Source organism: Marvinbryantia formatexigens DSM 14469 (assembly GCF_025148285.1).
Lineage (GTDB): Bacteria > Bacillota > Clostridia > Lachnospirales > Lachnospiraceae > Marvinbryantia > Marvinbryantia formatexigens.
Genome location: NZ_CP102268.1, coordinates 3,238,421 through 3,260,702 on the forward strand (window position 1 = coordinate 3,238,421; position 22,282 = coordinate 3,260,702).

Below are 22,282 nucleotides of genomic sequence, written 5' to 3' on the forward strand. Positions count from 1 at the left end.
GAATGAAAAAGAGACAGATTATCAGCACGGCACTGGCAGCTACGATGGTTGCTTCACTTGGTCTGACCGCAGGTGCGGCTACGGATGTGGCAGTGAATGACCTCGCTTACACAGGCGAACTTGAGATTATGCATTATTCGACCTCAGAGGAAGCGGAAGGCAACGGCGGTTCGGACGGATTCCGTACAACGCTGGCTGCATGGAAAGAAGCGCATCCGGAAATCACGGTGAACGAAAACGTTCTGGCGAACGCAGAGTACAAGACACAGATCGCTACGCTGGCGGCGGCGGATGACCTCCCGGATGTATTCCTGCTGCAGGGTATGAATACCATCGACTGGGCGGAGCAGGGACTGGTTTACGACCTGACAGACACCATCAAGGCGTCACCGTACTACGACGATTATAACCAGGCATACTTCACCCCGTTTACATACAACGATTCCATCTACGGCTATCCGGCGCTGACAGGCGGCACCTGCACCGTAGTGATTTACGACAAGGCTATGTGGGCTGAGGCAGGCTACGATACCTTCCCAAGCACATGGGAAGAGGTAGAGAAGGCTTCCGAATACTTCAATGAGCAGGGCATCTACACGATTGCATTCGGAAACGGCGGCAAGTGGCAGGCGAACTCCGACTTCCTGTCCACGCTGGGCAACCGCTACACCGGTGCAGACTGGTTCATCAGCCTGATTGAGAAGAGCGGCGCTGCTTTCACAGACGAAGCATTTGTGAACGCGCTGACAGAGATGCAGAGACTCTTCACAGAGACCTCCATCTTCAATGAAGATTTCAACGTAGTAACAAACGAAGATGCACGTGAATACTACATTTCCGGTTCTGCTGCAGCATTCATCGGCGGTAACTGGGATGAATCCTACATTGCGGCTACACTGGGCGGAACAGATGAAGTAGAAGGAACCGACCCGGAGAAATTCGCGAACATCGGATTTGCAGTGCTTCCGCAGCCGGCGGACGCTACCGAGGCTCCGAATTCCCAGAATATCGGTCTTGGCTATGCGGTAGCTATCAGCTCCAAGGTTGCTGAGGACCCGGATAAGCTGGCGGCGGCAATCGACCTGGCACAGGAACTTACCGGACCGGCATTCTCCAGCTTTGTAGCAGAGAACTATGCACTGAGCGGACTGACAACGGTTGACGAGGTTGACCTTTCCAGCTTCGACCAGATCACACAGGATTTCTACAACTGGTCCTATGTTGACACAGAGCCGTGCGAGATTTATGACTCCTATCTGACAAACGCTGTATGGGATGTTCTGAATACAGACCTGCAGACCATGCTCAACGGAGAGATAACTCCGCAGGAGGTTGCAGAGAACGCACAGGCGGCATATGAGGCAAATTATTAATCATGGCAGGCCGGGAAGCTAAAAAGGCGGCTTCCGAAAACAGAACGATGTGAAAAAGTGTGGAACCGTTCTGCCCGCGGCAGTGGGCAGAACGGTTTTTAAACGGCAGGAAAGCGAGGAGTAAAGAATGTTAACGACAATTAAGCCGAAAGGCAAAACAATTTTTTTGTACCTGCTGATTCCCGTGGCAATGTTTGTATTCACCGTGTTTGTACCGCTGATCACCGCGTTTGTGTACAGCTTTTTTGAGTGGAAGGGCGGACCGCAGAAGACCTTTAACGGTCTGGAAAACTATATAACGCTGCTGCACGACAGCACCTTCTGGGAGTCATTCGGGCACAATATGTATCTTGTTGTGGCGTGTATTATCGGTCAGGTCGGCATTGCGTTTGTACTTGTTATGATGGTAAATTCCAAGCTTGTCAGATTCAAGGCGATTCACCGTACCTTCGGGTTCTTCCCCAGCACGATTTCGGCTGTATGCCTTGGCCTTATCTGGAACATGATTTATCACAATCAGTATGGTATCATCAACTGGTTTCTGCGTGCCATCGGGCGCCCCGATCTGTGCCAGGTGTGGCTGAACAATACGAAGCTTGTCATGCTGCTGGTAACGATTCCGCTTATCTGGCAGTATATCGGTTATTATATGGTCATTATTCTTTCTGCGATTGCATCTATTGATACGGACATTTTTGAGAGCGCGGAGCTTGACGGAGCCAACGGTTTCCAGAAGGCGGTTTACATTACGCTTCCTCTCATTAAAAATACAATGCTGGTATGCATTACGCTGTGTATCGCCGGCAATATGAAGGCTTTCGATAATATTTACGTTATGACAAAGGGCGGACCGGGTACCGCATCAATGGTTATGGCAATGTACGGCTACCAGATTTCGTTCAATCAGAGTAACATGGGATACGGAAGCTGTATTTCCGTGGCGATTTTTGTTCTCTCGCTGCTGGTAATCGGCGGATCGCGCGGACTGATTGGCTGGCTGACCAGAGAAAAGGAGGCGTAGGCATGAAGGGTATAAATGGTACGAAAGTAAAAAGAGGCATTCTCGGTTTTTTCATGAACGCCATCCTGATTATATTTTCATTTTCCTGCATTTTTCCGATTATCTGGATGTTCTATTCCTCACTGAAGGAAAAGCGCGCATTTAATGCAGATATTATCGGACTTCCGAAGGACCCGACGCTGAGTAACTATATCAGGATTCTCACCAATCCGGATTACCATCTGGGAGAATCCATGTGGAACAGTGTGCGCACGACGCTTATTTCGATCATACTGATCGTGCTGTTCAGCTTTATCGTCGGCTATATTCTGGCAAGAATAAAATTTAAGATGAACCGCGTTTTATACGTGATGTTCCTGATGGGTATGCTGATCCCGATCCACTCTCTGCTGGTTCCGATTTACGTCGTATTCCAGAGATGCGGAATTTCCAACAAATGGTTTACCCTGATTCTGCCTTACGTTTCCTTTGGATTGCCGATGGGGATTTTCCTGGTCGAGGGCTTTGTCAAGTCGGTCCCGGTATCGCTGGAGGAAGCGGCGGCGATTGACGGCAGCAGCTTCAGCCGTACACTGTGGACGGTTATTTTCCCGATCTGCCGTCCGATTCTGGTGACGGTGGCGATTATCCAGGTATTCAGCTGCTGGAATGAATTTTCCTTCGCGCTGGTACTGATCAAGGACGTATCCCTTCAGACCGTGCCTCTGGCGCTGACCCAGTTTAAGGGACAGTTTGCGTCGGATTATCCGAAGCAGATGGCGGCGATGCTGATTACGATGGCGCCGATTATCGTGCTGTACTTCGCATTCAGCAAACAGATTATCAAAGGTATGGTTTCCGGAGCCGTGAAAGGCTGAGTTTTCTTATGGTCCTTGCAGCGGATGCAAAGACCTGCTTAAACTGTTACTATAGGGCTGCACAAAATGAATTTCAAGGATTCTGAAAATAACCCTTCATCCATTTTGTGCAGCCTTTTAAGATAATGACAAAAACATGTGGCATAAGGAGGACAAAGAACATGAAATTTACAGAAGGCTACTGGCTGCGCAGCGAGCGTGCCAACGGACTGTTTGCTGCGGAAGCATATGCGGTTGAAAAGATTCCGGGCGGTATGCGGGTGGTTGCGCCGGTCACAAGAATCGGCAGCAGGGGCGATACGCTGAATATGCCGGTGATTACCATAGAATTCCGGGCGTGCGCGAAAGGGACGATATCCGTAAAGGCATGGCATTATGAGGGCTATGACAGCCATCTTCCGCAGTTTGAAAAAAAGGAGGACATCTATGACGCTGATGTGCAGATAAGCGAAGAGGAGGCGGTGCTCGACACCGGTCTTCTGAAGGTGCGCGTCAGCCGGAAGAATTTTGGCTATTCCTTTGAGGCAGATGGAAAGGTACTGACCTCCTGCGGGTTCCGGAACCTTGGCTATATGCGCTGGGACAGGCAGGTCAGCACCATGTATCCGGCGGATAATTATCTGACGGAAGCTCATAAGCCCTACATGGTGAACGAGCTGTCTCTTTCCGTGGGCGAGCGGGTGTACGGCTTTGGCGAGCGGTTTACGGCTTTTGTGAAAAACGGACAGACGGTGGATATCTGGAATGAGGACGGCGGCACGGCGTCCCAGCTTGCGTACAAAAACATTCCGTTTTATATGACAAACAGAGGCTACGGCGTGTTTGTGGACTGCAGCGATCATGTTTCCTTTGAGGTAGCGAGCGAGAAGGTGGAGTATGTGGGCTTCTCGGTTCCGGGCGAGTCTCTTTCCTATTATTTCTTCTACGGACCGCAGCCGAAGCAGATTCTGAATGCTTACACGGCGCTGACCGGGCGTCCTGCCCTTCCGCCGGCGTGGTCGTTCGGGCTCTGGCTGTCCACTTCTTTTACAACAAATTATGACGAGGAGACGACCAGCTTCATGATTGACGGGATGGCGCAGCGCGGGATTCCGTTGCGGGTGTTCCACTTTGACTGCTTCTGGATGAAGGCTTTCCACTGGTGCGATTTTGAGTGGGATAAGGACTGTTTCCCGGATATCCGGGGCACGCTGGCGCGTTATCATGAAAAGGGACTGAAAATCTGCGTGTGGATCAATCCGTATATTGCCCAGGGAACGCCGTTTTTCAAAGAGGGCGCCCAGAACGGCTATCTGCTGAAGAGGGCGGACGGAAAAGGCGTATGGCAGACGGATAACTGGCAGGCGGGCATGGGACTGGTTGATTTTACAAATCCGGACGCTGTCCGCTGGTATACCGGTAAGCTGAAAACGCTCCTGGACTGCGGGGTGGACTGCTTTAAGACGGATTTCGGCGAGCGGATTCCGGTGAATGTCTCTTATTATGACGGAAGCGACCCGCATGCGATGCACAATTACTATACCTTCCTTTATAACAGGACGGTATTCAACCTGCTGAAGGAAGTAAAGGGCGAGCAGGAGGCTGTGCTGTTTGCGCGGAGCGCGACGGCGGGATGCCAGCAGTTCCCGGTGCACTGGGGCGGCGACTGCTTTGCCAATTATCCGTCGATGGCGGAGACGCTGCGCGGCGGACTCTCCTTTGCCATGAGCGGCTTTTCCTTCTGGAGCCATGATATATCGGGCTTTGAGAGTACGGCGACGCCGGACCTGTATAAGCGGTGGGCGGCTTTTGGTCTGCTCTCGACGCACAGCAGGCTTCACGGCTCCAGCAGCTATCGTGTTCCCTGGAATTTTGACGAGGAGGCGTGCGACGTAGTTGCATTCTTTACGAAGCTGAAATGCAGGCTGATGCCGTACCTTTACGCAAAGGCGGTTGAGGCGCACCGGGAGGGAACGCCGGTGATGCGCCCGATGGTATTTGAGTTTATGGAGGATACAGCCGTGGCTTATATCGATACGCAGTATATGCTGGGCGAGGCGCTGCTGGTGGCTCCCATATTCCGGGAGGATTCCGTGTGCGAATATTATCTGCCGGAGGGAACCTGGACGCATCTGCTCGACGGCGGCGTAAAGGAAGGCGGCATATGGCGCAAAGAGACTTACGATTATTTTTCGCTGCCGCTGTATGTGCGTGAGAATACGCTGCTGGCGCTGGGCGCGGACGAGACGCGGCCGGATTATGCGTATGAAGAGGGAATGTCCCTGCGGCTCTATCAGCTTCAGGACGGACAGACGGCGGTGTGCCGCGTGCCGGATACCGCCGGGGAGATTGTAAACGTGATTACCGCCCGGCGAAAGAATGCAGAGATCACCCTGTGCCTTGAAAAAGCCGCCGGGGATATCCCGCTTACCATATATGACGGGGAATGCACAAAGGAGACGGTGATTCCGGCGGGAACCGGAGAACTTCAGGTTTCACTGGAGGACTGACAGCGACAAAAAAAGTTTCCGGCTGTGCTGCCAGATGACAGCCGCACGGCCGGAACAGCTTTGACAGATGAGAAGGAGCGCAAAATATGATAACACAGAGTTTAAACGGTATCTGGCGGATGCGCCGCGTGGGAGACGATGGCTTTCAGGAGGCTGTTGTTCCCGGAACGGTTTATACTGATCTGCTCAGAAACGGGCAGATGGAGGACCCGTTTTTTAAGGATAACGAGCAGAAGGCGCTGAAGCTGATGGATGAAGACTACGAGTATGTGACAGAATTTCCCTGCGGAGGCGGACTGTCTGCGTGCGACCGTGTTCTGCTGCACTTTGACGGAATCGATACGCTGGCGGATATTTATCTGAACGGAGTGCATCTGGGGGACGCCTGCAATATGCACCGCATCTGGGAGTTTGAGGTGAAGCAGCTTTTAAGACCGGAGAAAAATGAGCTGCGCGTCGTCCTGCACTCCCCGACAAAATATATCGCAGAAGCTTTTAAGGTGAGCCAAACGCACGGCTCCGAGGATGCGATGGACGGCTTTGTTAATATCCGCAAGGCGCACTGCATGTTTGGCTGGGACTGGGGCGCACATTTGCCCGACGCCGGACTGTTCCGTCCGGTCACGCTGCTCGGCATCGATGAGGCGAGACTGGAGAGCGTTTACATCCGGCAGGAGCACGGGGCGGATGCGGTGACGCTGCATTTTGAAGTGGAGGCGTCCGGCGGCGGATGCGGCAAAGCGGATGCGCGGGGACTGCATTATGAGGCGGAGACAGACGGCGGCGGATGCGGCAAAGCGGACGCGCAGGGACTGCATTATGAGGTGACGGTCACGGCGCCGGACGGCACGAAGATAACGGCTGCGGGCAGCCCCGGAAAGCTTGTGATAGAAAATCCGCAGCTCTGGTGGCCGAACGGCTACGGAGAGCAGAATCTGTATACCGTGGAGGTTGCACTGTATGCCGGGGCGGAGGCGTGTGGAGACCAGATGGAACATCAGACGCAGCCCCGCGCGAAAAAACTGGATGTCTGGGAGAGAAGAATCGGTCTGCGGACCATGACGGTACACCGCGAGAAGGACCAGTGGGGCGAATCCTTTGCCTTCCAGGTGAACGGCATCGACATTTTTGCGATGGGAGCGGATTATATTCCGGAGGACCATCTGCTTGGCAGAGTGACGCCGCAGACCACCCGCACCCTGCTGGAAAAGGCGAAATGGGCGAATTTCAACTGTATCCGCGTCTGGGGCGGCGGCTACTATCCGGAGGACTGGTTTTATGATATCTGCGACGAGCTTGGTCTTGTCGTTTGGCAGGATTTCATGTTCGCCTGCGCGCTGTACGATTTGACACCGGAGTTTGAGGCGAATATCCGGGCGGAATTTATTGACAATATCAAACGGCTGCGCCATCATGCGAGCCTGGGACTGTGGTGCGGAAATAATGAGATGGAGCAGTTTGTGTTCGAACGCAATGAGTGGCTGACGAAGCCGCAGGAGGTGCGCGATTATTTCCTGATGTACGAGCGCATCATTCCGGAAATTCTGCAAAAATATGACCCGCAGACCTTCTACTGGCCGGCGAGCCCGTCGTCCGGCGGCAGCCTGGATTTTCCGCAGGACCCGGACCGGGGCGACGTGCATTACTGGGAGGTATGGCATGGCAATAAGCCGTTTACAGAGTACCGGAAGTATTTCTTCCGCTTTGTGTCGGAGTTTGGCTTCCAGTCCTTCCCGGCGATGAAAACGATTGAACAGATCAGCGATGACCCGTCCGACTATAATATCTTCTCCTATGTTATGGAGAAGCATCAGCGCAACGGCAGCGCGAACGGAAAGATTATGAACTACATGCAGCAGACGTACCGGTACCCGTCGGATTTCCGGACAGTTCTGTACGCTTCGCAGCTTTTGCAGGCGGACGCCATCCGCTACGGGGTGGAGCATTTCCGCAGAAACAGGGGACGCTGCATGGGAGCGGTATACTGGCAGCTTAATGACTGCTGGCCGGTAGCTTCCTGGTCGTCGGTGGATTACTGCGGGCGTCTGAAAGCGCTGCATTATTACGCCGGAAGATTTTTTGCTCCGCTGCTGTTATCCTGCGAGGAGCAGGGACTGATGACCTCCGGCAAGGACCTGAACCGGGAGCATTTTACGTTTGAAAAATCTATCCGCCTTAATGTGGCAAATGAAACCAGAGAGGAGGCGGTGGTGACGGTGCGTTATGCCCTGCGCAATCCGAAAGCGGAAATCCTGCGCAGCGGGGAAGAAAAAGTAATGGTGCCGGCGCTGACCAGCGTGTGGCTGGATAAGGTGGAATTTCCGGATGCCGATATTTACACGGAATACATCAGCTACGAGCTGGAAAAGGACGGGGAGATTCTCTCGGACGGAACCGTAAACTTTTCCTATCCGAAGTATTTCCGCTATGAAGATCCGGAACTTACGTACCGGCTGATTGGCGATGAGATAGAGGTTTCCGCGAAAGCTTACGCAAAGAGCGTGGAGATTCTCAACGAAGAAGAAAATCTGCTTCTGAGTGATAATTACTTTGATATGAATGCCGGTACAAAGCGTGTAAAGATTCTTGGCGGGGAGCCGGTGGGAATCCGCCTGCGCAGCGTTTACGATATTAAATAATGAAAGTATGTCGGCTGATGCCGGTATCATTTCACAGAAAAGTCGATTGCCCCGCGGTTTTGCCGCGGGGTATTTGAATTTTTGCAGATACATGGTAGAATAAGAGTGATTTGTACGGATAAAAAGAGGGACGGTGAGAGACGTGTGGAGTTTTTTGCTGGGGCTGGCAGTGGGGCTGTGCGCGGCGTTTTCTATATACCGGCGATACCGCGCGCAGCGGCAGGAGCTGCGCAGGCTGAATGAGGAAATTGACCAGATTCTGCATGGAAATACGCATCTGGAGCTGAGCCGGTTCCGCGAGGGAGATATCAATGTCCTGCGCGACGAGATTTATAAAATGACGGTGCGCCTGCGGGAGCAGACGGAGCGGCTTTCGGAGGATAAGTGTAATCTGGCGGACGCCCTGGCGGACATTTCCCATCAGATTCGCACGCCGCTTACTTCTCTGAATCTGATGAACGCCCGGCTTATGGGCGGCGGGCTGACCGGGGAGGAGCGGCAGCGCATCTGTCTGGATATGCGCAAAATGCTGGAGCGGATTGAATGGCTGGTGACATCGCTTCTGAAGATGTCGAAGCTGGAGGCGGACGCGATTACCTTTAATATAGAAGAAATCCGCATGGAAGAGTTTGCGGGGGCGGCGCTGGAGCCGTTTCGCATCCAGGCGGAAATCCGCGATATCCATCTGGAAACAGCGGGGGAAGCGGATGTCTCTTTCCGGGGAGACCGCGCCTGGACGCTGGAGGCTGTCGGGAATATTATTAAAAACTGCATGGAGTATACGCCGGAGGGCGGCAGCATCCTTGTTGCCTGGGAGGAAAATCCGCTGTATGTGCAGATAGCGGTGACGGACAGCGGACCCGGCATTGCACCGGAGGATCTGCCGCATCTGTTTGAGCGCTTTTACCGCGGGAAAAATGCCGGGGAAGGGAGCTTTGGCATCGGGCTGTCGCTGGCGCAGATGATCGTCAGCCGCGAAAACGGCGTCATCCGCGCGGAAAATGCGCCGGAGGGCGGAAGCCGCTTTGCTGTGCGGTTCTATAAAAGTACGGTGTGAAGCAGCAATTCAGCCATATGAAGTGACAAATCTGTCACCGGAAAGTCATGGTATTGTCATCTGCGGACTTTATACTGTGAGCATAAAAGGAGCGCAGTGCAAAGCCCGCCCGCAAAAGTACGGGCGGGGAGGAAAATGCAGACTGCGCACATGCAGAAGGGAGCGGTATCATGGAGATATTGAAGGTAGAGCATCTGTCGAAGGTGTATGGAAAAGGGGAAAACGCGGTGGCTGCCCTGCGGGATGTGTCCTTTTCCGTGGACAAAGGGGAATTCGTGGCGATCATCGGTTCCTCCGGTTCCGGAAAATCAACGCTGATCCATCTGATCGGCGGGGTGGACCGTCCGACGGGCGGAAAGGTTTTTGTGGACGGCAAAGATGTTTACGCGCAGGACGAGGAGGCGCTGGCGATCTTCCGGCGCAGGCAGGTGGGGTTGATCTATCAGTTCTACAATCTGATCCCGGTGCTGGATGTGGTGGAGAATATGACCTTACCGGTGCTGATGGACGGCAGACAGGTAAACGAAGAGCGTCTGCAGGAAATGCTGGACATTCTCGGTCTGGAGAATCGTAGGCATCATCTGCCGAACCAGCTTTCTGGAGGACAGCAGCAGAGGGTTTCTATTGGAAGAGCGCTGATGAACGCACCCGCCCTGGTGCTCGCGGATGAGCCGACGGGAAATCTGGACTCGGCAAACAGCCGGGAGATCATGCAGCTTCTGCGCTATTCTAATGAAAAGTACCGGCAGACGATGATCGTGATCACCCATGACGAGAGCATTGCACTGCAGGCGGACCGCGTGCTGGAGCTGGAGGACGGGAGCATTGTGCGAAATGAGGTGATCCGCAGATGAAAAATATTTTTTTTGTCATCACCTTAAAAACAATGCGCCAGAACCGCGCACGGACGATCGTCACCATTATCGGCGTTATTCTGTCGACGGCGATGATTACGGCGGTGACGACCTTTGGAATGAGCATTCTCGGATTTCTGCGCGATTATGAAATCGAACGGAGCGGAAACTGGCACGTCATGGCGCAAAGCGTTCCCACGGAAAAGGTGACAGAGCTCACCGGGGATGAGCGTGTGGAGGCTGCCGTACGCATGGAGGAGCTCGGCTGCATAAAATGGGATAAGGCGATGGATAAAGGAAACGCCTGGGGTTATCTCTGCCTGGAGAGTCTTCCGGCAGAACGGCAGGATATGTTACCTGTTACGCTGCGGGAGGGAAGAATGCCGGAAAATGAGAACGAAATCATTATCCCGTCGTATCTGGCGGTCAATGAGCCGGCCGGAGAGGAGACAAAGGTCGGCGATGTGCTGGAGGTGGAGGCGGGAGACGTTTATATAGACGGTGAGCGCCTTTCTCCGGCAGTCTATGTGGAAAACGAGCTGGCGGGAACGGAAACGCTGGAAAATACCAGGAAGCTGATGCTGACGGTAGTGGGCGTGTACGATTACGTTCTGTTTGAGACATACTGGAATGCTATCGCCACATTTATGGTGTATTGCGGTCCGGTTTCTCAGCCGTCTGCGTATGCGGATGTGCTGGTGCGCATGAAGGATGCGCGGGAGGTTTACCGCTTTGCAGAGGACATGGAGGGAATCGCAAAGAAGTATTCTTTTAACAGCTCGCTGCTGCAGTGGGAGGGCGCGGCTGACAACAGTAATTATCAGAGCGTACTGACAGGGCTGGTGGCGATTGTGACCGGACTGATTATGGTGGGAGCAGTTTCACTGATTTACAATGCATTTTCCATTTCCCTGCGGGAGCGGACGACGCAGTTTGGACTGCTTTCTTCCATCGGCGCGACAAAAAGACAGCTTCGCCGGTCACTGCTTTATGAGGCGTTTTATGTAAGTATTATCGGGATTCCTGTCGGTGTGCTTTCGGGAATCGTGGGAATCGGCATCACGCTGCGGTATGTCAGCTACGGAATTACCGGGATGATGCACGGCGTGCAGCGCCAGATCGCGCTGAGAACGTCGGCGCCGGTGCTTGCGCTTACCGTGCTGCTGGCGCTGCTGACGGTGCTTCTGTCTGCCTGGGTGCCGTCCCGGCGCGTCAGCAAAATCTCTCCGATAGAGGCGATCCGCGCCAGCCGGGATATCAGGGTTCCGCCGCAGAAGACGCCGGCAAAGAGAGGATTGGCGGGACTGTTCGGGCTCTCCGGTATGCTTGCCGACAAAAATTACCGCAGAGACCGCAAAAAATACCGGAGTACGATTTTCTCACTCACGCTCAGCATTGTACTGTTTGTCTCGGCAATGAGCGTCAGCGATGCGCTGAAAAGAACCGGCTCCTTTGTTCTGGAGGCGCCGGAGGTGGAGCTACAGTATGTGATCGACAGCTATCCGGAAGGGCAGACGCGGGAGAGCATCCGGACGCTTCTTACAGAGCAGGACGGCGTGCAGAAGGTGATCTGCTATCAGAGAGGCGTCCGGTATCTGGGATTTACGCAGAAGGTGCTGGAGGAGCAGGTGGAAATGAAGGATTACAGTACGCCGACGCTGCTTGAAGGAGAGCAGGCGGGAGCGGTTCTGGCGTATGTTCTCATCCTGCCGGACGATTTGTTTGACGCGGCGCTGCGGGGACAGGGGCTGGACCCGGCGGATTATCACGGACAGGAGACGCTGACGGCGGCGGTCTATGACACATACCGGTATTTTAACCCGGAAACGGAGCGCTATGAGCGGTATGAAATGTTTTCAGAGCTTCCGGCGGCATGTGAGATGGGATGGCTGGAAACGATACAGAAAACGGGAAGCGGTACAGACGATGAGACCGGTGCAGAGAAGGAAAGCGGCGGAAAGGAAACGCTGGTGCTGAACCGGCAGAATTCTCTGGTGCTGCAGGGCAGGCTGCAGGAGCTGCCGGAGGGAATCGTGGACAGCTATGAGAATTCTCCCCGCGTGCTGGTGCCGGAGAGCGAGGCGCAGCGCTGGAATCTGACGGCGGAGGAATCCGGGGGATTCTCCGAACGTTTTTCAATCATGTGCAGCGATTACCGGACTCTGTATGAGAAGCTGGAGGAGGACGGGAAAGAGATGGGGCTGCCGGATGTCAGCGAGCAGACGCTGCTCAATCTGGCGGCGCAGTACGAGCAGGACAGAAGCTTTCTGATGGCGATGGATATCCTGTCCTTTGGGTTTGTGACGCTGCTGACGCTGGTGGCGGCGGCAAATGCGTTCAACACGATTTCCACCAATCTGCTGCTTCGCCGCCGGGAGTTTGCGATGCTGCGCTCGATGGGAATGTCGGGGCGCGGTCTGAAAAAAAAGATGTGCTTCGAGAGTATTCTGTATACGCTGCACTCCATCCTGCCGGGAGCTATCCTGGCAACGGGCGTCAGCTATCTGGTGTATCTGGTGCTCCATGTGGGAGCGGATACGGTATTCCGTATTCCGTGGGCGGCGATCGGGCTTGCCGCGGCGGGCGTATTTGTGATTGTATCGGGAACCATTGCTCTGACCATGCGGAAAATACAGAAGGCGGATATCTGCGAAGAACTGAAAATGAATGAATAGAGGGCGTACAGAAATATTTACGGCACCAGCAGATAAAATCTGCCGGTGCCGTAAACATTTAGAGGATATAATGTATGTAAACTTCCGTCCCGCAATGGCTTTGGGAAAAGGAAGATTGTTGTTTGTCGAAGCCGGTTTGATGCAGACGCGCCGTACACCGCGTCGGCTTCATTTGATGTTTTTAGTATAGGACAGGTTTGTGTCCAAATGTTGTTTGAATTCGAAAAAAACTCTTAAAGAAAAGCAAACAAAGTAAAAACTGAAAATTGTAAACTGAATGAAAAAATATAGTTGACAATCGGGCGCTCTTTGTGTACAATCGCAATGTAAACAAATAATAAAGAAATGGTTTACAATTCTTCCGCCGCCGGAAGGACTCCGGGCGGAGAGAGTTTCTGACAAGATGAGGAGAGCGTGATTATGGAAAACAAAAAAAGAATTTCAACAAGAAATGTAGTTTTTACCGGCATGTTTGTAGCGGTGCTGGCGGTACTTTCGCAGATAGCGATTCCGATGCCGTCCGGTGTTCCGGTGACGCTGCAGACCTTTGCGGTGGCGCTGACGGCGTATGTGCTCGGCTGGAAAATGGGGACGGCGGCGACAGCGGTCTACATACTGCTCGGCGCGGTGGGCGTTCCGGTATTTGCAAATTTCAGCGGCGGCGCGGACAAGCTGGTCGGCATGACCGGCGGTTTCATCTGGGGCTTTCTGTTTATGGTGATTCTGTGCGGGCTGGGAATGAAGCAGAAAAATAAAATCCTCCTCGTGGTATTAAGCGCGGCGGGGCTGGCAATCTGCCATCTGCTCGGCATCTTCCAGTTTATGGCGGTGATGGAAATGGAGTTTGTTCCGGCGGCGCTGGCGGTTTCCGTACCGTACCTGGTAAAGGACATTATCTCGGTAGTGCTGGCATATTTCGTGGCGCTGGCGGTGCGCAGAGGACTTTCTGCGGCGAACCTGGCTTATGGAATGTAGTCTCAGGCTGCGCATTCATCATCTGCTGTGCATCCCGCTGTTTGTAGGATACGGATACAGCGACGGCTTCTGCAGAAATATGGAGAACATGATTGGAATGCTGGAGGCGCATCAGGATGAACCTTTGAATGCGGTCTGCGCGCCGGATATCATCTGCGCAGGCTGCCCGAATCTGACGGCGGAAAACACCTGCCGGACGAGCGGAATGCAGGTGGAGAAGAAAGACGCCGCGCTGGCGGAAGCGCTTGGCATAGAGCAGGGACAGGTCTATACTTACCGCAGGCTGAAAAAACTGGCGGCGCAGAAGCTTACGGAGGAAATCTTTACCGGCTCCTGCAAAAACTGCCAGTGGTACGCAAAAGGTTTGTGCTCTTTTGAAAAATGGAAAATATTTTCAGACATCAATGCAGGAAAAAGCGAATAATTTTGAAGAAATATATTGACAAACGCACAAAAATGTGTTAAAAAAATATCAAAGAAAAGGGAGTAGCTTACATCGTACAGTCGAATCAGATGGTACATGCGGCGTCAGAACGATATTATTATCCGCCTCATGTGAGCAAATAGCGAGACTTTTGTTTCAGGGTATACACTGAAATGAAAGTCTTTTTTTACACAGAAAATGATTCTGAAGCTTTTTGTGAAACAAGTCGCTTTGCCGGGATGAGCGCGGAAAGCTCCCTTCTCTTTGGAACCGCAGACAAATGCACATACGGGAGGAAAAGGTATGACAGAATTCAGAAACGAAGGCGACTGGACGGGGGAACCGGAGGAGCTGAAGAAAAATGAACAGAAGAGAAGAAAAGGCAAAAAGGGGAAGGGAGCAGTCAAGATTGGCATTGCGGCTGCTGCCGCTGTGATACTGGTGGCGGTATTCGCGGGCGATTCCTTTTATCAGATTGGCGAGGAGGAGCAGGCAGTCCTGGTGACGATGGGAAAACCGAAGGCGGTGCCGGAGACCGGACTGCATTTCAAGATTCCGCTGATTCAGTCGGTATACAAGGTAAATACGACGATACAGGGCTTTCCGATCGGCTATGACCTGGCGACGAACGAGAACGTGGAGGACGAGAGCCTCATGATTACCTCGGACTACAATTTTATTAATGTAGACTTTTTCGTGGAATACCGGATTACGGAGCCGGTGCAGTATCTGTACGCGGCGGGCGAGCCGGAGGCTATTCTGAAAAATATCGCCCAGAGCTCCATCCGCACGGTGGTCGGCAGCTATCAGGTGGACGATGTGCTGACCACGGGAAAAGGGGAAATCCAGTCGAAAATCAAAGACATGATTACGCAGAAACTGGAGGAACAGGATATCGGCATCCAGCTCGTGAACATTTCCATGCAGGATTCCGAGCCGCCGACAGCGGAGGTTATCCAGGCATTCAAGGAAGTGGAGAATGCGAAGCAGGGCAAAGAGACTGCGCTGAATAACGCGAACAAATACCGCAACGAGCAGCTTCCGGAGGCGGAGGCAGAGGCGGACCAGATTATCAAGGAAGCGGAAGCGCAGAAGCAGACGCGCATCAACGAGGCGGAAGCGCAGGTGGCGAGATTCAACGCCATGTACGAGGAATACCGCAAAAATCCGGTGGTCACCAAGCAGCGTATGTTCTATGAAACGATGGAGGAGGTGCTGCCGGGCATGAAGGTCGTGATCGACAGCGGAGACGGCGTACAGAAGGTACTGCCGCTGGATTCCTTTACCGGGGAAGACGCGGCAGCAGCGCGGGAGAGCGCGCAGACAGAAGCGGAAACAGAGACAGGAGGAAGATAACTATGAAGAAAACAGCTATTGCGGCAGCGGCGGGAGCGGTTCTGGCAGTGGTTCTGCTTGGTTCCTCCCTCGTGGTGACAAACAAAGACGAATACAAGCTTATCCGGCAGTTCGGCAAGGTGGTAAAAGTGGTGGACCAGGAGGGCGTCAGCTTCAAGGTGCCTTTTGTGCAGAATGTTTCCACGCTGCCCAAGCAGACTCTTTTGTACGATCTGACGCCGTCGGACGTCATTACGAAGGAAAAGAAAACCATGATCAGCGACAGCTACGTGCTCTGGCGCATCAGCGACCCGCTGAAATTCGCGCAGTCGCTGAACTCGTCGATATCGAATGCCGAGAACCGTATCAATACAGCGGTGTACAATGCCACCAAAAATACCATCGGCAGCCTGTCACAGGATGAGGTAATCAGCGGACGCAACGGAAAGCTTTCCGAAGCGGTGATGACGAGCGTGGGGGACAATCTGACGCAGTACGGTATTGAGCTGCTGGAATTTGACATGAAGCAGCTCGACCTGCCGGACGACAATAAGGCTTCCGTTTACGAGCGTATGATTTCCGAGCGCAACAACATTGCGGCGACCTACACAGCGGAAGGAAATTCGGAAGCCAAAGTCATCCGCAATACCACGGACAAGGAGGTCGCGATCCAGATTTCCGATGCAAAGCGGCAGGGCGAGATCCTGGTCGCGGAAGGCGAGGCGGAGTACATGAGGATTCTGGCGGACGCCTACTCGGATGAGGACAAGACCGACTTCTATTCTTATGTGAGAAGTCTGGACGCGCTGAAGGCTTCCATGACCGGGGAAAACAAAACGATTGTGCTGCCGGCGGATTCGCCGATCGCGCAGGCGTTTACCGGGGAATAGAGGAAAAAACCTGAAAAATTTTTGCATTCTTCTGGACAAGTGAAAAATATTGGACTATAATGTATGACGTAAAATTAAATAACATTTGCTGGTTTGAAGCCAGCCGTTGCAAGTTCCGCAAGGATTAATAGAGAAACCGGTGCAAGTCCGGTACGATCCCGTCACTGTGATAGCGAGTCTGAGAGCATTTATGTCACTGGATTTTGATAAAGAAGATCTGGGAAGGCGCTTTTGGGCGATGAACTTAAGTCAGGAGAACTGCTTGCGATTGTTTTTCGTTTGATTCTTACGGTCGATAAGAAGCAGCAGGTAATTTGTGTGTGAAATTATGCCCGTATCAGTCTGTGATACGGGCATTTTTGCAGGCGGGAACTTAGTGAGAGCTAATTTCTGCGCAGCAGGGAAATTTTGCGCAAAAATGCGCAGGCTGTCATGCCTTACATTCAGATATGATACATATTTGCGGTGCCGCGGGAAGAGAAAAACTTTTTCTGCGGCTGTTTTGTTTTAAAACGGGAAATGTAGGAAGGAGAAACAATGTCAAAGAAACAAATTGGAAAAAGGCTTCTGCAGATTCTGGTAGTCCTGTTTGGCGTCACCTTTTTCACCTTTGCGCTCACCTATCTTTCCCCCGGCGACCCGGCGGAAATCATGCTGACAGAGTGCGGAAACCTGCCGACGCCGGAGCTGCTGGAGCAGACCAGGCATGAGCTGGGACTCGACCAGCCGTTTCTGGTGCAGTATGGAAACTGGCTGAAGGGCGTCCTCACCGGGGACATGGGCAATTCCTATGCTTTTAAGATTCCGGTGGCGGAGAAGCTGATGAAGTGCTTCTGGCCAACCATGAAGCTATCGCTGTTTGCGCTTCTTCTGATGATTGTATTTTCGATTCCCTGCGGAATCCTCTCGGCAGTTTATCAGAACAAGTGGCCGGACTATCTGATACGCGGCATCACCTTTATGGGCGTATCTATTCCGAGCTTCTGGATCGGTCTTGTGCTTCTGAGCATTTTCGGCGTGCAGCTGCGCTGGGTAAACGTGGCGGGCGGTACGACGGACTTTAAGGCGATGATTCTGCCGGCGGTCACACTGGCGATGTCCATGTCCTCCAAGTATACCAGACAGGTGCGCAACGCTGTTCTGGAGGAGCTGCGGCAGGACTATGTAACAGGCGCCAGAATGAGAGGAATTAAGGAGGGGGCGATTCTCTGGAAGCATGTGCTGCCCAACGCCATGCTGCCCATCGTTACCCTGCTGGGACTGTCCCTTGGCTCTCTCCTTGGAGGTACGGCAGTCGTGGAGATTATCTACAACTGGCCTGGTATGGGAAGCATGGCGATCAAAGCGATTTCCTGCCGCGACTATCCGATGGTGCAGGGATATGTGCTGGTGATCGCGGTGCTGTATATGGCGATTAATATTCTGGTTGATCTGTCCTATACCTGGCTCGACCCAAGAATCAAGGAGGTCAACTGAACATGAAAAAGAAGAACTTTTTTCTGGAGCATAAACAGTTTACCATTTTCTTTATTCTGGCGCTGGCTATCGCGGGCGTAGCGATTTTCGCTCCCTGGATCGCGCCGAAGGACCCGCTGGAGGCTGTTATGACGGATTCCCTGAAGGCTCCCTGCAAGGAATATCCGCTGGGCGCCGATAAGCTGGGAAGAGATCTGCTCTCCAGGGTAATCTACGGCACCAGAACCTCTCTGGTATATACGCTGATTCTGGTGGCGACGATTTTCGTTACGGGAACGGTGCTGGGTATTATCGCGGGCTATTTCGGCGGCTGGATCGACCAGGTCATCATGCGCGTTGCCGATATGATGATCTCCTTTCCGGGAATGATTCTTGCGATCGCGATTGCCGGTATGCTGGGTGCGAGCCTCCGAAACGGCGTTATCGCCATTACGGCGGTGAGCTGGCCCAAATATGCCCGTCTGGCGCGCAGTATGGTTTTAAAGCTGAAACGGAATCTGTACGTGGAGGCTGCTGTGGTAAACGGTACCAGTACGGCAAAAATTTTGTGGAGGCACATCCTTCCCAACATGCTGACGACCATGACGGTGACAGCGGCGGCGGATATGGGAACGATGATGCTGGAGCTGGCATCGCTCTCCTTCCTCGGTTTTGGCGCGGTGGCGCCCACACCGGAATGGGGACTGATGCTGAACGAAGGAAGAACCTATATGGCGAAAGCTCCGTGGCTGATGATCGCGCCTGGTATCGCCATTGTAATTGTAGTAGTTGTGTTTAATATGCTCGGCGACAGCATCCGTGACATTCTGGATCCGAGACAGGAAAATTAGAGGAGGAAGAACAAATGAAGGTAAGAAAGATGAAAAAATTAGCGGCGGCAGTGGCAGTCGGCGCAGCCGTAATGGCGGCGGGCGCGGTGGTTTCCGCAGCAGGCACGATGACCATCGGCGTGACCAGCTTTGCAGATACGCTGGAGCCGACGGAGCAGTATTTCAGCTGGGTAATCTCCCGTTACGGCGTCGGACAGGGTCTGACAAAATTTGACGAGGAGGGCAACATGGTTCCGTGTCTGGCGACAGAGTGGAGCAACAGCGAGGACGGAAAAACATGGACCTTTACCATCCGCGAGGGCGTGAAGTTCTCCAACGGCAATGATATGACGCCGGAGCTGGTGAAGGCTTCTCTGGAGAGAACCTTTGAAATGTCCAACCGTGTGCCGGAATTCTTTGATGTGGCAAGCGTTGAGGTAGACGGGCAGAATCTGATTTTCAATCTGAACAGAGCAAACGCAAACATGGCAGGCTGCCTTGCGGACCCGCTGTTCCTGATTATGGACACCAGCATTGACAACTCCAATATTGCCATGTCCGGTCCTGTCTGCACAGGTCCCTATGCTTTCCAGTCCTTCGACCCGTCGGGTGATACGGTTGTGGTGCGCAACGAGTATTATTGGGACGGTGAGGTGCCGAATGACAGCGTGACGCTGCGCATCATCGGCGACCAGACGACCCGTTCGATGGCGCTGCAGTCCGGCGAGATCGACGTGGCATATAATCTGAAGACAGAAAACGTATTTGAATTTGACGGCAACGATGCTTACACCATCCAGTCTCTGGAATCCCTGCGCTCCACCTATGCATTTATGAACCAGAACGGCGCGCTGGGTGATCTGGCGCTCCGTCAGGCGCTGCTGCGCGGTCTTGACAAGGAGACCTACACAAGCGTGCTTCTGGAGGGCGGCGCTACCCCGGCAAAGGCTCCGGTTCCGCCGACACTGGATTATGGTTATGACGAACTGAACGACGCAAATGCTTATGACCCGGAGGGCGCAAAGCAGCTTCTGGCGGATGCCGGTTACGTGGACAGCAACGGGGACGGCTATGTGGAGACGCCGGAGGGCGAGCCGCTGGAGCTGACCTTCGTATATTATGACAGCCGTGCAGAGCTGGGCGTTTACGCGCAGGCGGCACAGGCGAGCCTGAAGGAAATCGGTATTAACATCAAGCTTGACTGCGTGTCCTACGAGACGATGCTTGATCGCCGTGATTCCGGACAGTATGATCTTCTGATCTGGAACGTGCTGGTTGCAAACACCGGCGACCCGGAGAACTATCTGCGTGAGAACTGGTACAGCACCTCCGCAAACAATACAGCGGGCTATGCGAATGCGGACGTTGACGCATGGCTGGATGAGCTGGCGGCGACAATGGATGCCGATGCGAGAAGAGAGCTGATTATAAAGATTCAGCAGGCGATTATGGACGACGCGGCAACCGTATTCTTCGGATATGAGAATACCTTCCTGATTTCCAAATCTTCTGTGGAAGGACTGGTTATGTATCCGATGGATTATTACTGGGTAACAGCGGACATGAAAATGGCGGAATAAACGCGGCGCGCATCAAAGGAGCGGAAACTATGCTGGAAATTAAGGATTTGGCAGTTCAGTATGGGAAACAGTCTCCCACCATCGAGCATTTTAATCTTTCCATGAAGAAGGGCGAGATTATCAGCGTGGTGGGAGAGAGCGGAAGCGGAAAAACCACGGTCATCCGTGCAGTCCTCGGCGCACTTGCCGGGGGCGGCCGGGTGACGCAGGGCGATATCACGTTTCACGGGGAATCCCTGCTGAAGTATTCGAGAGAGGAATGGCGGAAACTGCGCGGCACGAAGATGTCCATGATTTTCCAGGATTGCGGCGGGACACTGAATCCCATCCGCAAAATCGGCAGTCAGTATGTGGAATATATCTGTACGCACAGCAGCCAGTCGAAAAAGGAAGCGTGGAAGCTTGGCACCTCCATGCTGGAAAAGATGCGTCTGCCGGAGGCGGAAAATGTGATGAACAGCTATCCGCATCAGTTGTCGGGCGGTATGCGCCAGCGCGTCGGCATCGCGATGGCGATGACTTTTAATCCGGAGCTGCTGCTGGCGGATGAGCCGACCAGCGCGCTGGATGTGACGACGCAGGCGCAGATCGTGCGGCAGATGATGGAGCTGCGGGACAAGTCGCAGACAGGCATTATCATTGTTACGCATAACCTGGGCGTGGCGGCTTATATGGCGGACAAGCTGATCGTTATGCAGTACGGTAAGGTGGTGGACGCGGGCACGCGCGACGAGGTGATGAACCACCCGACAAACGATTATACAAAGAGGCTGCTGGCGGCAGTACCGGAAATGGAGGGAGAACGGTTTGTTTCATGAAGCAGATGTTGTGATGAAAGCAGAGCACATTGTAAAACAGTTTCCCGCCTCCCACGGACGGACGCTGACGGCATGTAATGATGTGAATCTGACGGTGTATAAGGGAAAGACGCTTGGCATCGTGGGCGAGAGCGGATGCGGAAAGTCTACCTTCGTGCGGATGGTGATGTCGCTGGACGACCCGACGCAGGGAAAGATTCTCTATCACGGACGGGATATGGCGTCGATGACGAAGAAGGAGCGCTGGGAAAACCGGCAGAATATCCAGATGGTATTCCAGGACCCGCTGGCGTCCTTTAATCCCAAGATGAAGATTATTGATATTCTGACGGAGCCGCTGATGAATTTTGGAAAGCTGAAGCGGAGCGAAAAAGAGGCGAAGGCGCGTGAGCTTCTGGAAATGGTGGAGCTGCCGGCGGATTTTATGTACCGTTACCCGCACAATATGAGCGGCGGACAGCGGCAGAGAGTCAGCATTGCCCGCGCACTGTCGCTGGAGCCGGAGATTCTGGTGTGCGACGAGGCGACGTCGGCGCTGGATGTTTCTATCCAGAGAACGATTATTGAGCTGCTGGTGCGCCTGCAGGAAGAAAAAAATGTCAGCATGATTTTTATCTGTCATGACCTGGCGCTGATTCAGTCGTTTGCGCATCAGATTGCCGTGATGTATCTGGGACACATTGTGGAGGTGATTCCGGGCGCGGATGTGGCGACGAAGGCGGTGCATCCGTACACGCAGGCGCTGCTGGGCGCGCAGTTCTCCATTCATATGGACCAGAATAAGAAGATTGAGAGCATTGAGAGCGAGGCGCCAAGTCCGCTGGATGTTCCGAAGGGCTGTCCTTTTGCAGACCGCTGCGAACACTGCATGGAGAAATGCCGGTCGCAGAAGCCTGTGCTGCAGGAGATTGCTCCGGGGCATGAGGCGGCGTGCCATTATGTGGCACAGCAGCAGGCGCACGCCTGAGCGGATGGGTGCGGCGTGTTGGAGGATGTCTGGATGGCGGACC

The 22,282-nt window shown here is 53.4% G+C and carries 16 protein-coding genes, 1 pseudogene and 1 riboswitch; all 17 genes and pseudogenes read left to right on the forward strand.

Going from position 1 to position 22,282, the window contains the following annotated elements:
• Positions 1-2 precede the first annotated feature (2 nt).
• Complete coding sequence (locus tag NQ534_RS15180; protein ID WP_006861659.1) at positions 3-1,373, forward strand: ABC transporter substrate-binding protein; 1,371 nt, start codon at positions 3-5, stop codon at positions 1,371-1,373.
• A 127-nt stretch (positions 1,374-1,500) separates the two neighbouring features.
• Positions 1,501-2,394 (forward strand): carbohydrate ABC transporter permease, encoded by an 894-nt coding sequence (locus NQ534_RS15185; protein WP_006861660.1) that lies wholly within the window; start codon positions 1,501-1,503, stop codon positions 2,392-2,394.
• A 2-nt stretch (positions 2,395-2,396) separates the two neighbouring features.
• Positions 2,397-3,251 (forward strand): carbohydrate ABC transporter permease, encoded by an 855-nt coding sequence (locus tag NQ534_RS15190; protein ID WP_006861661.1) that lies wholly within the window; start codon positions 2,397-2,399, stop codon positions 3,249-3,251.
• Between the two features lie 161 nt (positions 3,252-3,412).
• Entirely contained in the window at positions 3,413-5,740 is a 2,328-nt protein-coding gene (gene yicI, locus NQ534_RS15195) for an alpha-xylosidase (RefSeq protein WP_006861663.1), read from the forward strand.
• A gap of 86 nt (positions 5,741-5,826) precedes the next feature.
• The gene (locus NQ534_RS15200) at positions 5,827-8,379 is read left to right on the forward strand and encodes a beta-mannosidase (protein ID WP_006861664.1); all 2,553 of its coding nucleotides are present in this window, start codon (positions 5,827-5,829) and stop codon (positions 8,377-8,379) included.
• Positions 8,380-8,512: 133 nt separating this feature from the next.
• Positions 8,513-9,436 carry a sensor histidine kinase gene (locus tag NQ534_RS15205; protein WP_006861665.1) on the forward strand — a complete coding sequence of 308 codons (924 nt, stop codon included), beginning with the start codon at positions 8,513-8,515 and terminating at the stop codon, positions 9,434-9,436.
• 170 nt (positions 9,437-9,606) lie between these two features.
• Positions 9,607-10,290: an ABC transporter ATP-binding protein gene (locus NQ534_RS15210; protein ID WP_006861666.1), complete on the forward strand. Its 684-nt coding sequence runs from the start codon at positions 9,607-9,609 to the stop codon at positions 10,288-10,290.
• Positions 10,287-12,965 carry an ABC transporter permease gene (locus tag NQ534_RS15215; protein ID WP_006861668.1) on the forward strand — a complete coding sequence of 893 codons (2,679 nt, stop codon included), beginning with the start codon at positions 10,287-10,289 and terminating at the stop codon, positions 12,963-12,965. Before NQ534_RS15210 ends, NQ534_RS15215 begins: the two co-directional genes overlap by 4 nt.
• 420 nt (positions 12,966-13,385) lie before the next feature.
• Positions 13,386-13,940, forward strand: coding sequence for a biotin transporter BioY (locus tag NQ534_RS15220; RefSeq protein ID WP_006861670.1), 555 nt, complete (start codon positions 13,386-13,388; stop codon positions 13,938-13,940).
• Positions 13,930-14,364 (forward strand): DUF1284 domain-containing protein, encoded by a 435-nt coding sequence (locus NQ534_RS15225; RefSeq protein WP_006861671.1) that lies wholly within the window; start codon positions 13,930-13,932, stop codon positions 14,362-14,364. The genes NQ534_RS15220 and NQ534_RS15225 overlap by 11 nt, the downstream gene beginning before the upstream one ends.
• 303 nt (positions 14,365-14,667) lie before the next feature.
• Entirely contained in the window at positions 14,668-15,720 is a 1,053-nt protein-coding gene (hflK, locus tag NQ534_RS15230) for an FtsH protease activity modulator HflK (protein WP_006861673.1), read from the forward strand.
• 2 nt (positions 15,721-15,722) lie between these two features.
• Complete coding sequence (gene hflC / locus NQ534_RS15235; RefSeq protein WP_006861674.1) at positions 15,723-16,589, forward strand: protease modulator HflC; 867 nt, start codon at positions 15,723-15,725, stop codon at positions 16,587-16,589.
• A gap of 93 nt (positions 16,590-16,682) precedes the next feature.
• A riboswitch (cobalamin riboswitch) is annotated at positions 16,683-16,869 on the forward strand.
• Positions 16,870-17,126: 257 nt separating this feature from the next.
• On the forward strand, positions 17,127-18,065 hold the full coding sequence (gene nikB / locus NQ534_RS15240; protein ID WP_006861676.1) for a nickel ABC transporter permease: 939 nt from the start codon (positions 17,127-17,129) through the stop codon (positions 18,063-18,065).
• A gap of 2 nt (positions 18,066-18,067) precedes the next feature.
• A complete protein-coding gene (gene nikC, locus NQ534_RS15245) occupies positions 18,068-18,895 on the forward strand; it encodes a nickel transporter permease (RefSeq protein ID WP_006861677.1) in 828 nt (275 codons plus the stop codon).
• A gap of 14 nt (positions 18,896-18,909) precedes the next feature.
• Entirely contained in the window at positions 18,910-20,454 is a 1,545-nt protein-coding gene (locus NQ534_RS15250; protein WP_006861678.1) for an ABC transporter substrate-binding protein, read from the forward strand.
• Positions 20,455-20,555: 101 nt separating this feature from the next.
• Positions 20,556-21,023: pseudogene (locus NQ534_RS21910) on the forward strand (ATP-binding cassette domain-containing protein); the annotation flags it as partial.
• Positions 21,024-21,261: 238 nt separating this feature from the next.
• A complete protein-coding gene (locus NQ534_RS15260; RefSeq protein WP_040782908.1) occupies positions 21,262-22,239 on the forward strand; it encodes an oligopeptide/dipeptide ABC transporter ATP-binding protein in 978 nt (325 codons plus the stop codon).
• Positions 22,240-22,282 lie beyond the last annotated feature (43 nt).

What these genes read in the sequence shown, in the direction of transcription:
- nikC (WP_006861677.1), top strand. Translation starts at nt 18,068, where the DNA reads ATGAAAAAGAAGAACTTTTTTCTGGAGCATAAACAGTTTACCATTTTC.
- nikB (WP_006861676.1), top strand. Translation starts at nt 17,127, where the DNA reads ATGTCAAAGAAACAAATTGGAAAAAGGCTTCTGCAGATTCTGGTAGTC.
- NQ534_RS15190 (WP_006861661.1), top strand. Translation starts at nt 2,397, where the DNA reads ATGAAGGGTATAAATGGTACGAAAGTAAAAAGAGGCATTCTCGGTTTT.
- yicI (WP_006861663.1), top strand. Translation starts at nt 3,413, where the DNA reads ATGAAATTTACAGAAGGCTACTGGCTGCGCAGCGAGCGTGCCAACGGA.
- NQ534_RS15180 (WP_006861659.1), top strand. Translation starts at nt 3, where the DNA reads ATGAAAAAGAGACAGATTATCAGCACGGCACTGGCAGCTACGATGGTT.
- hflC (WP_006861674.1), top strand. Translation starts at nt 15,723, where the DNA reads ATGAAGAAAACAGCTATTGCGGCAGCGGCGGGAGCGGTTCTGGCAGTG.
- hflK (WP_006861673.1), top strand. Translation starts at nt 14,668, where the DNA reads ATGACAGAATTCAGAAACGAAGGCGACTGGACGGGGGAACCGGAGGAG.
- NQ534_RS15220 (WP_006861670.1), top strand. Translation starts at nt 13,386, where the DNA reads ATGGAAAACAAAAAAAGAATTTCAACAAGAAATGTAGTTTTTACCGGC.
- NQ534_RS15210 (WP_006861666.1), top strand. Translation starts at nt 9,607, where the DNA reads ATGGAGATATTGAAGGTAGAGCATCTGTCGAAGGTGTATGGAAAAGGG.
- NQ534_RS15200 (WP_006861664.1), top strand. Translation starts at nt 5,827, where the DNA reads ATGATAACACAGAGTTTAAACGGTATCTGGCGGATGCGCCGCGTGGGA.
- NQ534_RS15225 (WP_006861671.1), top strand. Translation starts at nt 13,930, where the DNA reads ATGGAATGTAGTCTCAGGCTGCGCATTCATCATCTGCTGTGCATCCCG.
- NQ534_RS15250 (WP_006861678.1), top strand. Translation starts at nt 18,910, where the DNA reads ATGAAGGTAAGAAAGATGAAAAAATTAGCGGCGGCAGTGGCAGTCGGC.
- NQ534_RS15215 (WP_006861668.1), top strand. Translation starts at nt 10,287, where the DNA reads ATGAAAAATATTTTTTTTGTCATCACCTTAAAAACAATGCGCCAGAAC.
- NQ534_RS15185 (WP_006861660.1), top strand. Translation starts at nt 1,501, where the DNA reads ATGTTAACGACAATTAAGCCGAAAGGCAAAACAATTTTTTTGTACCTG.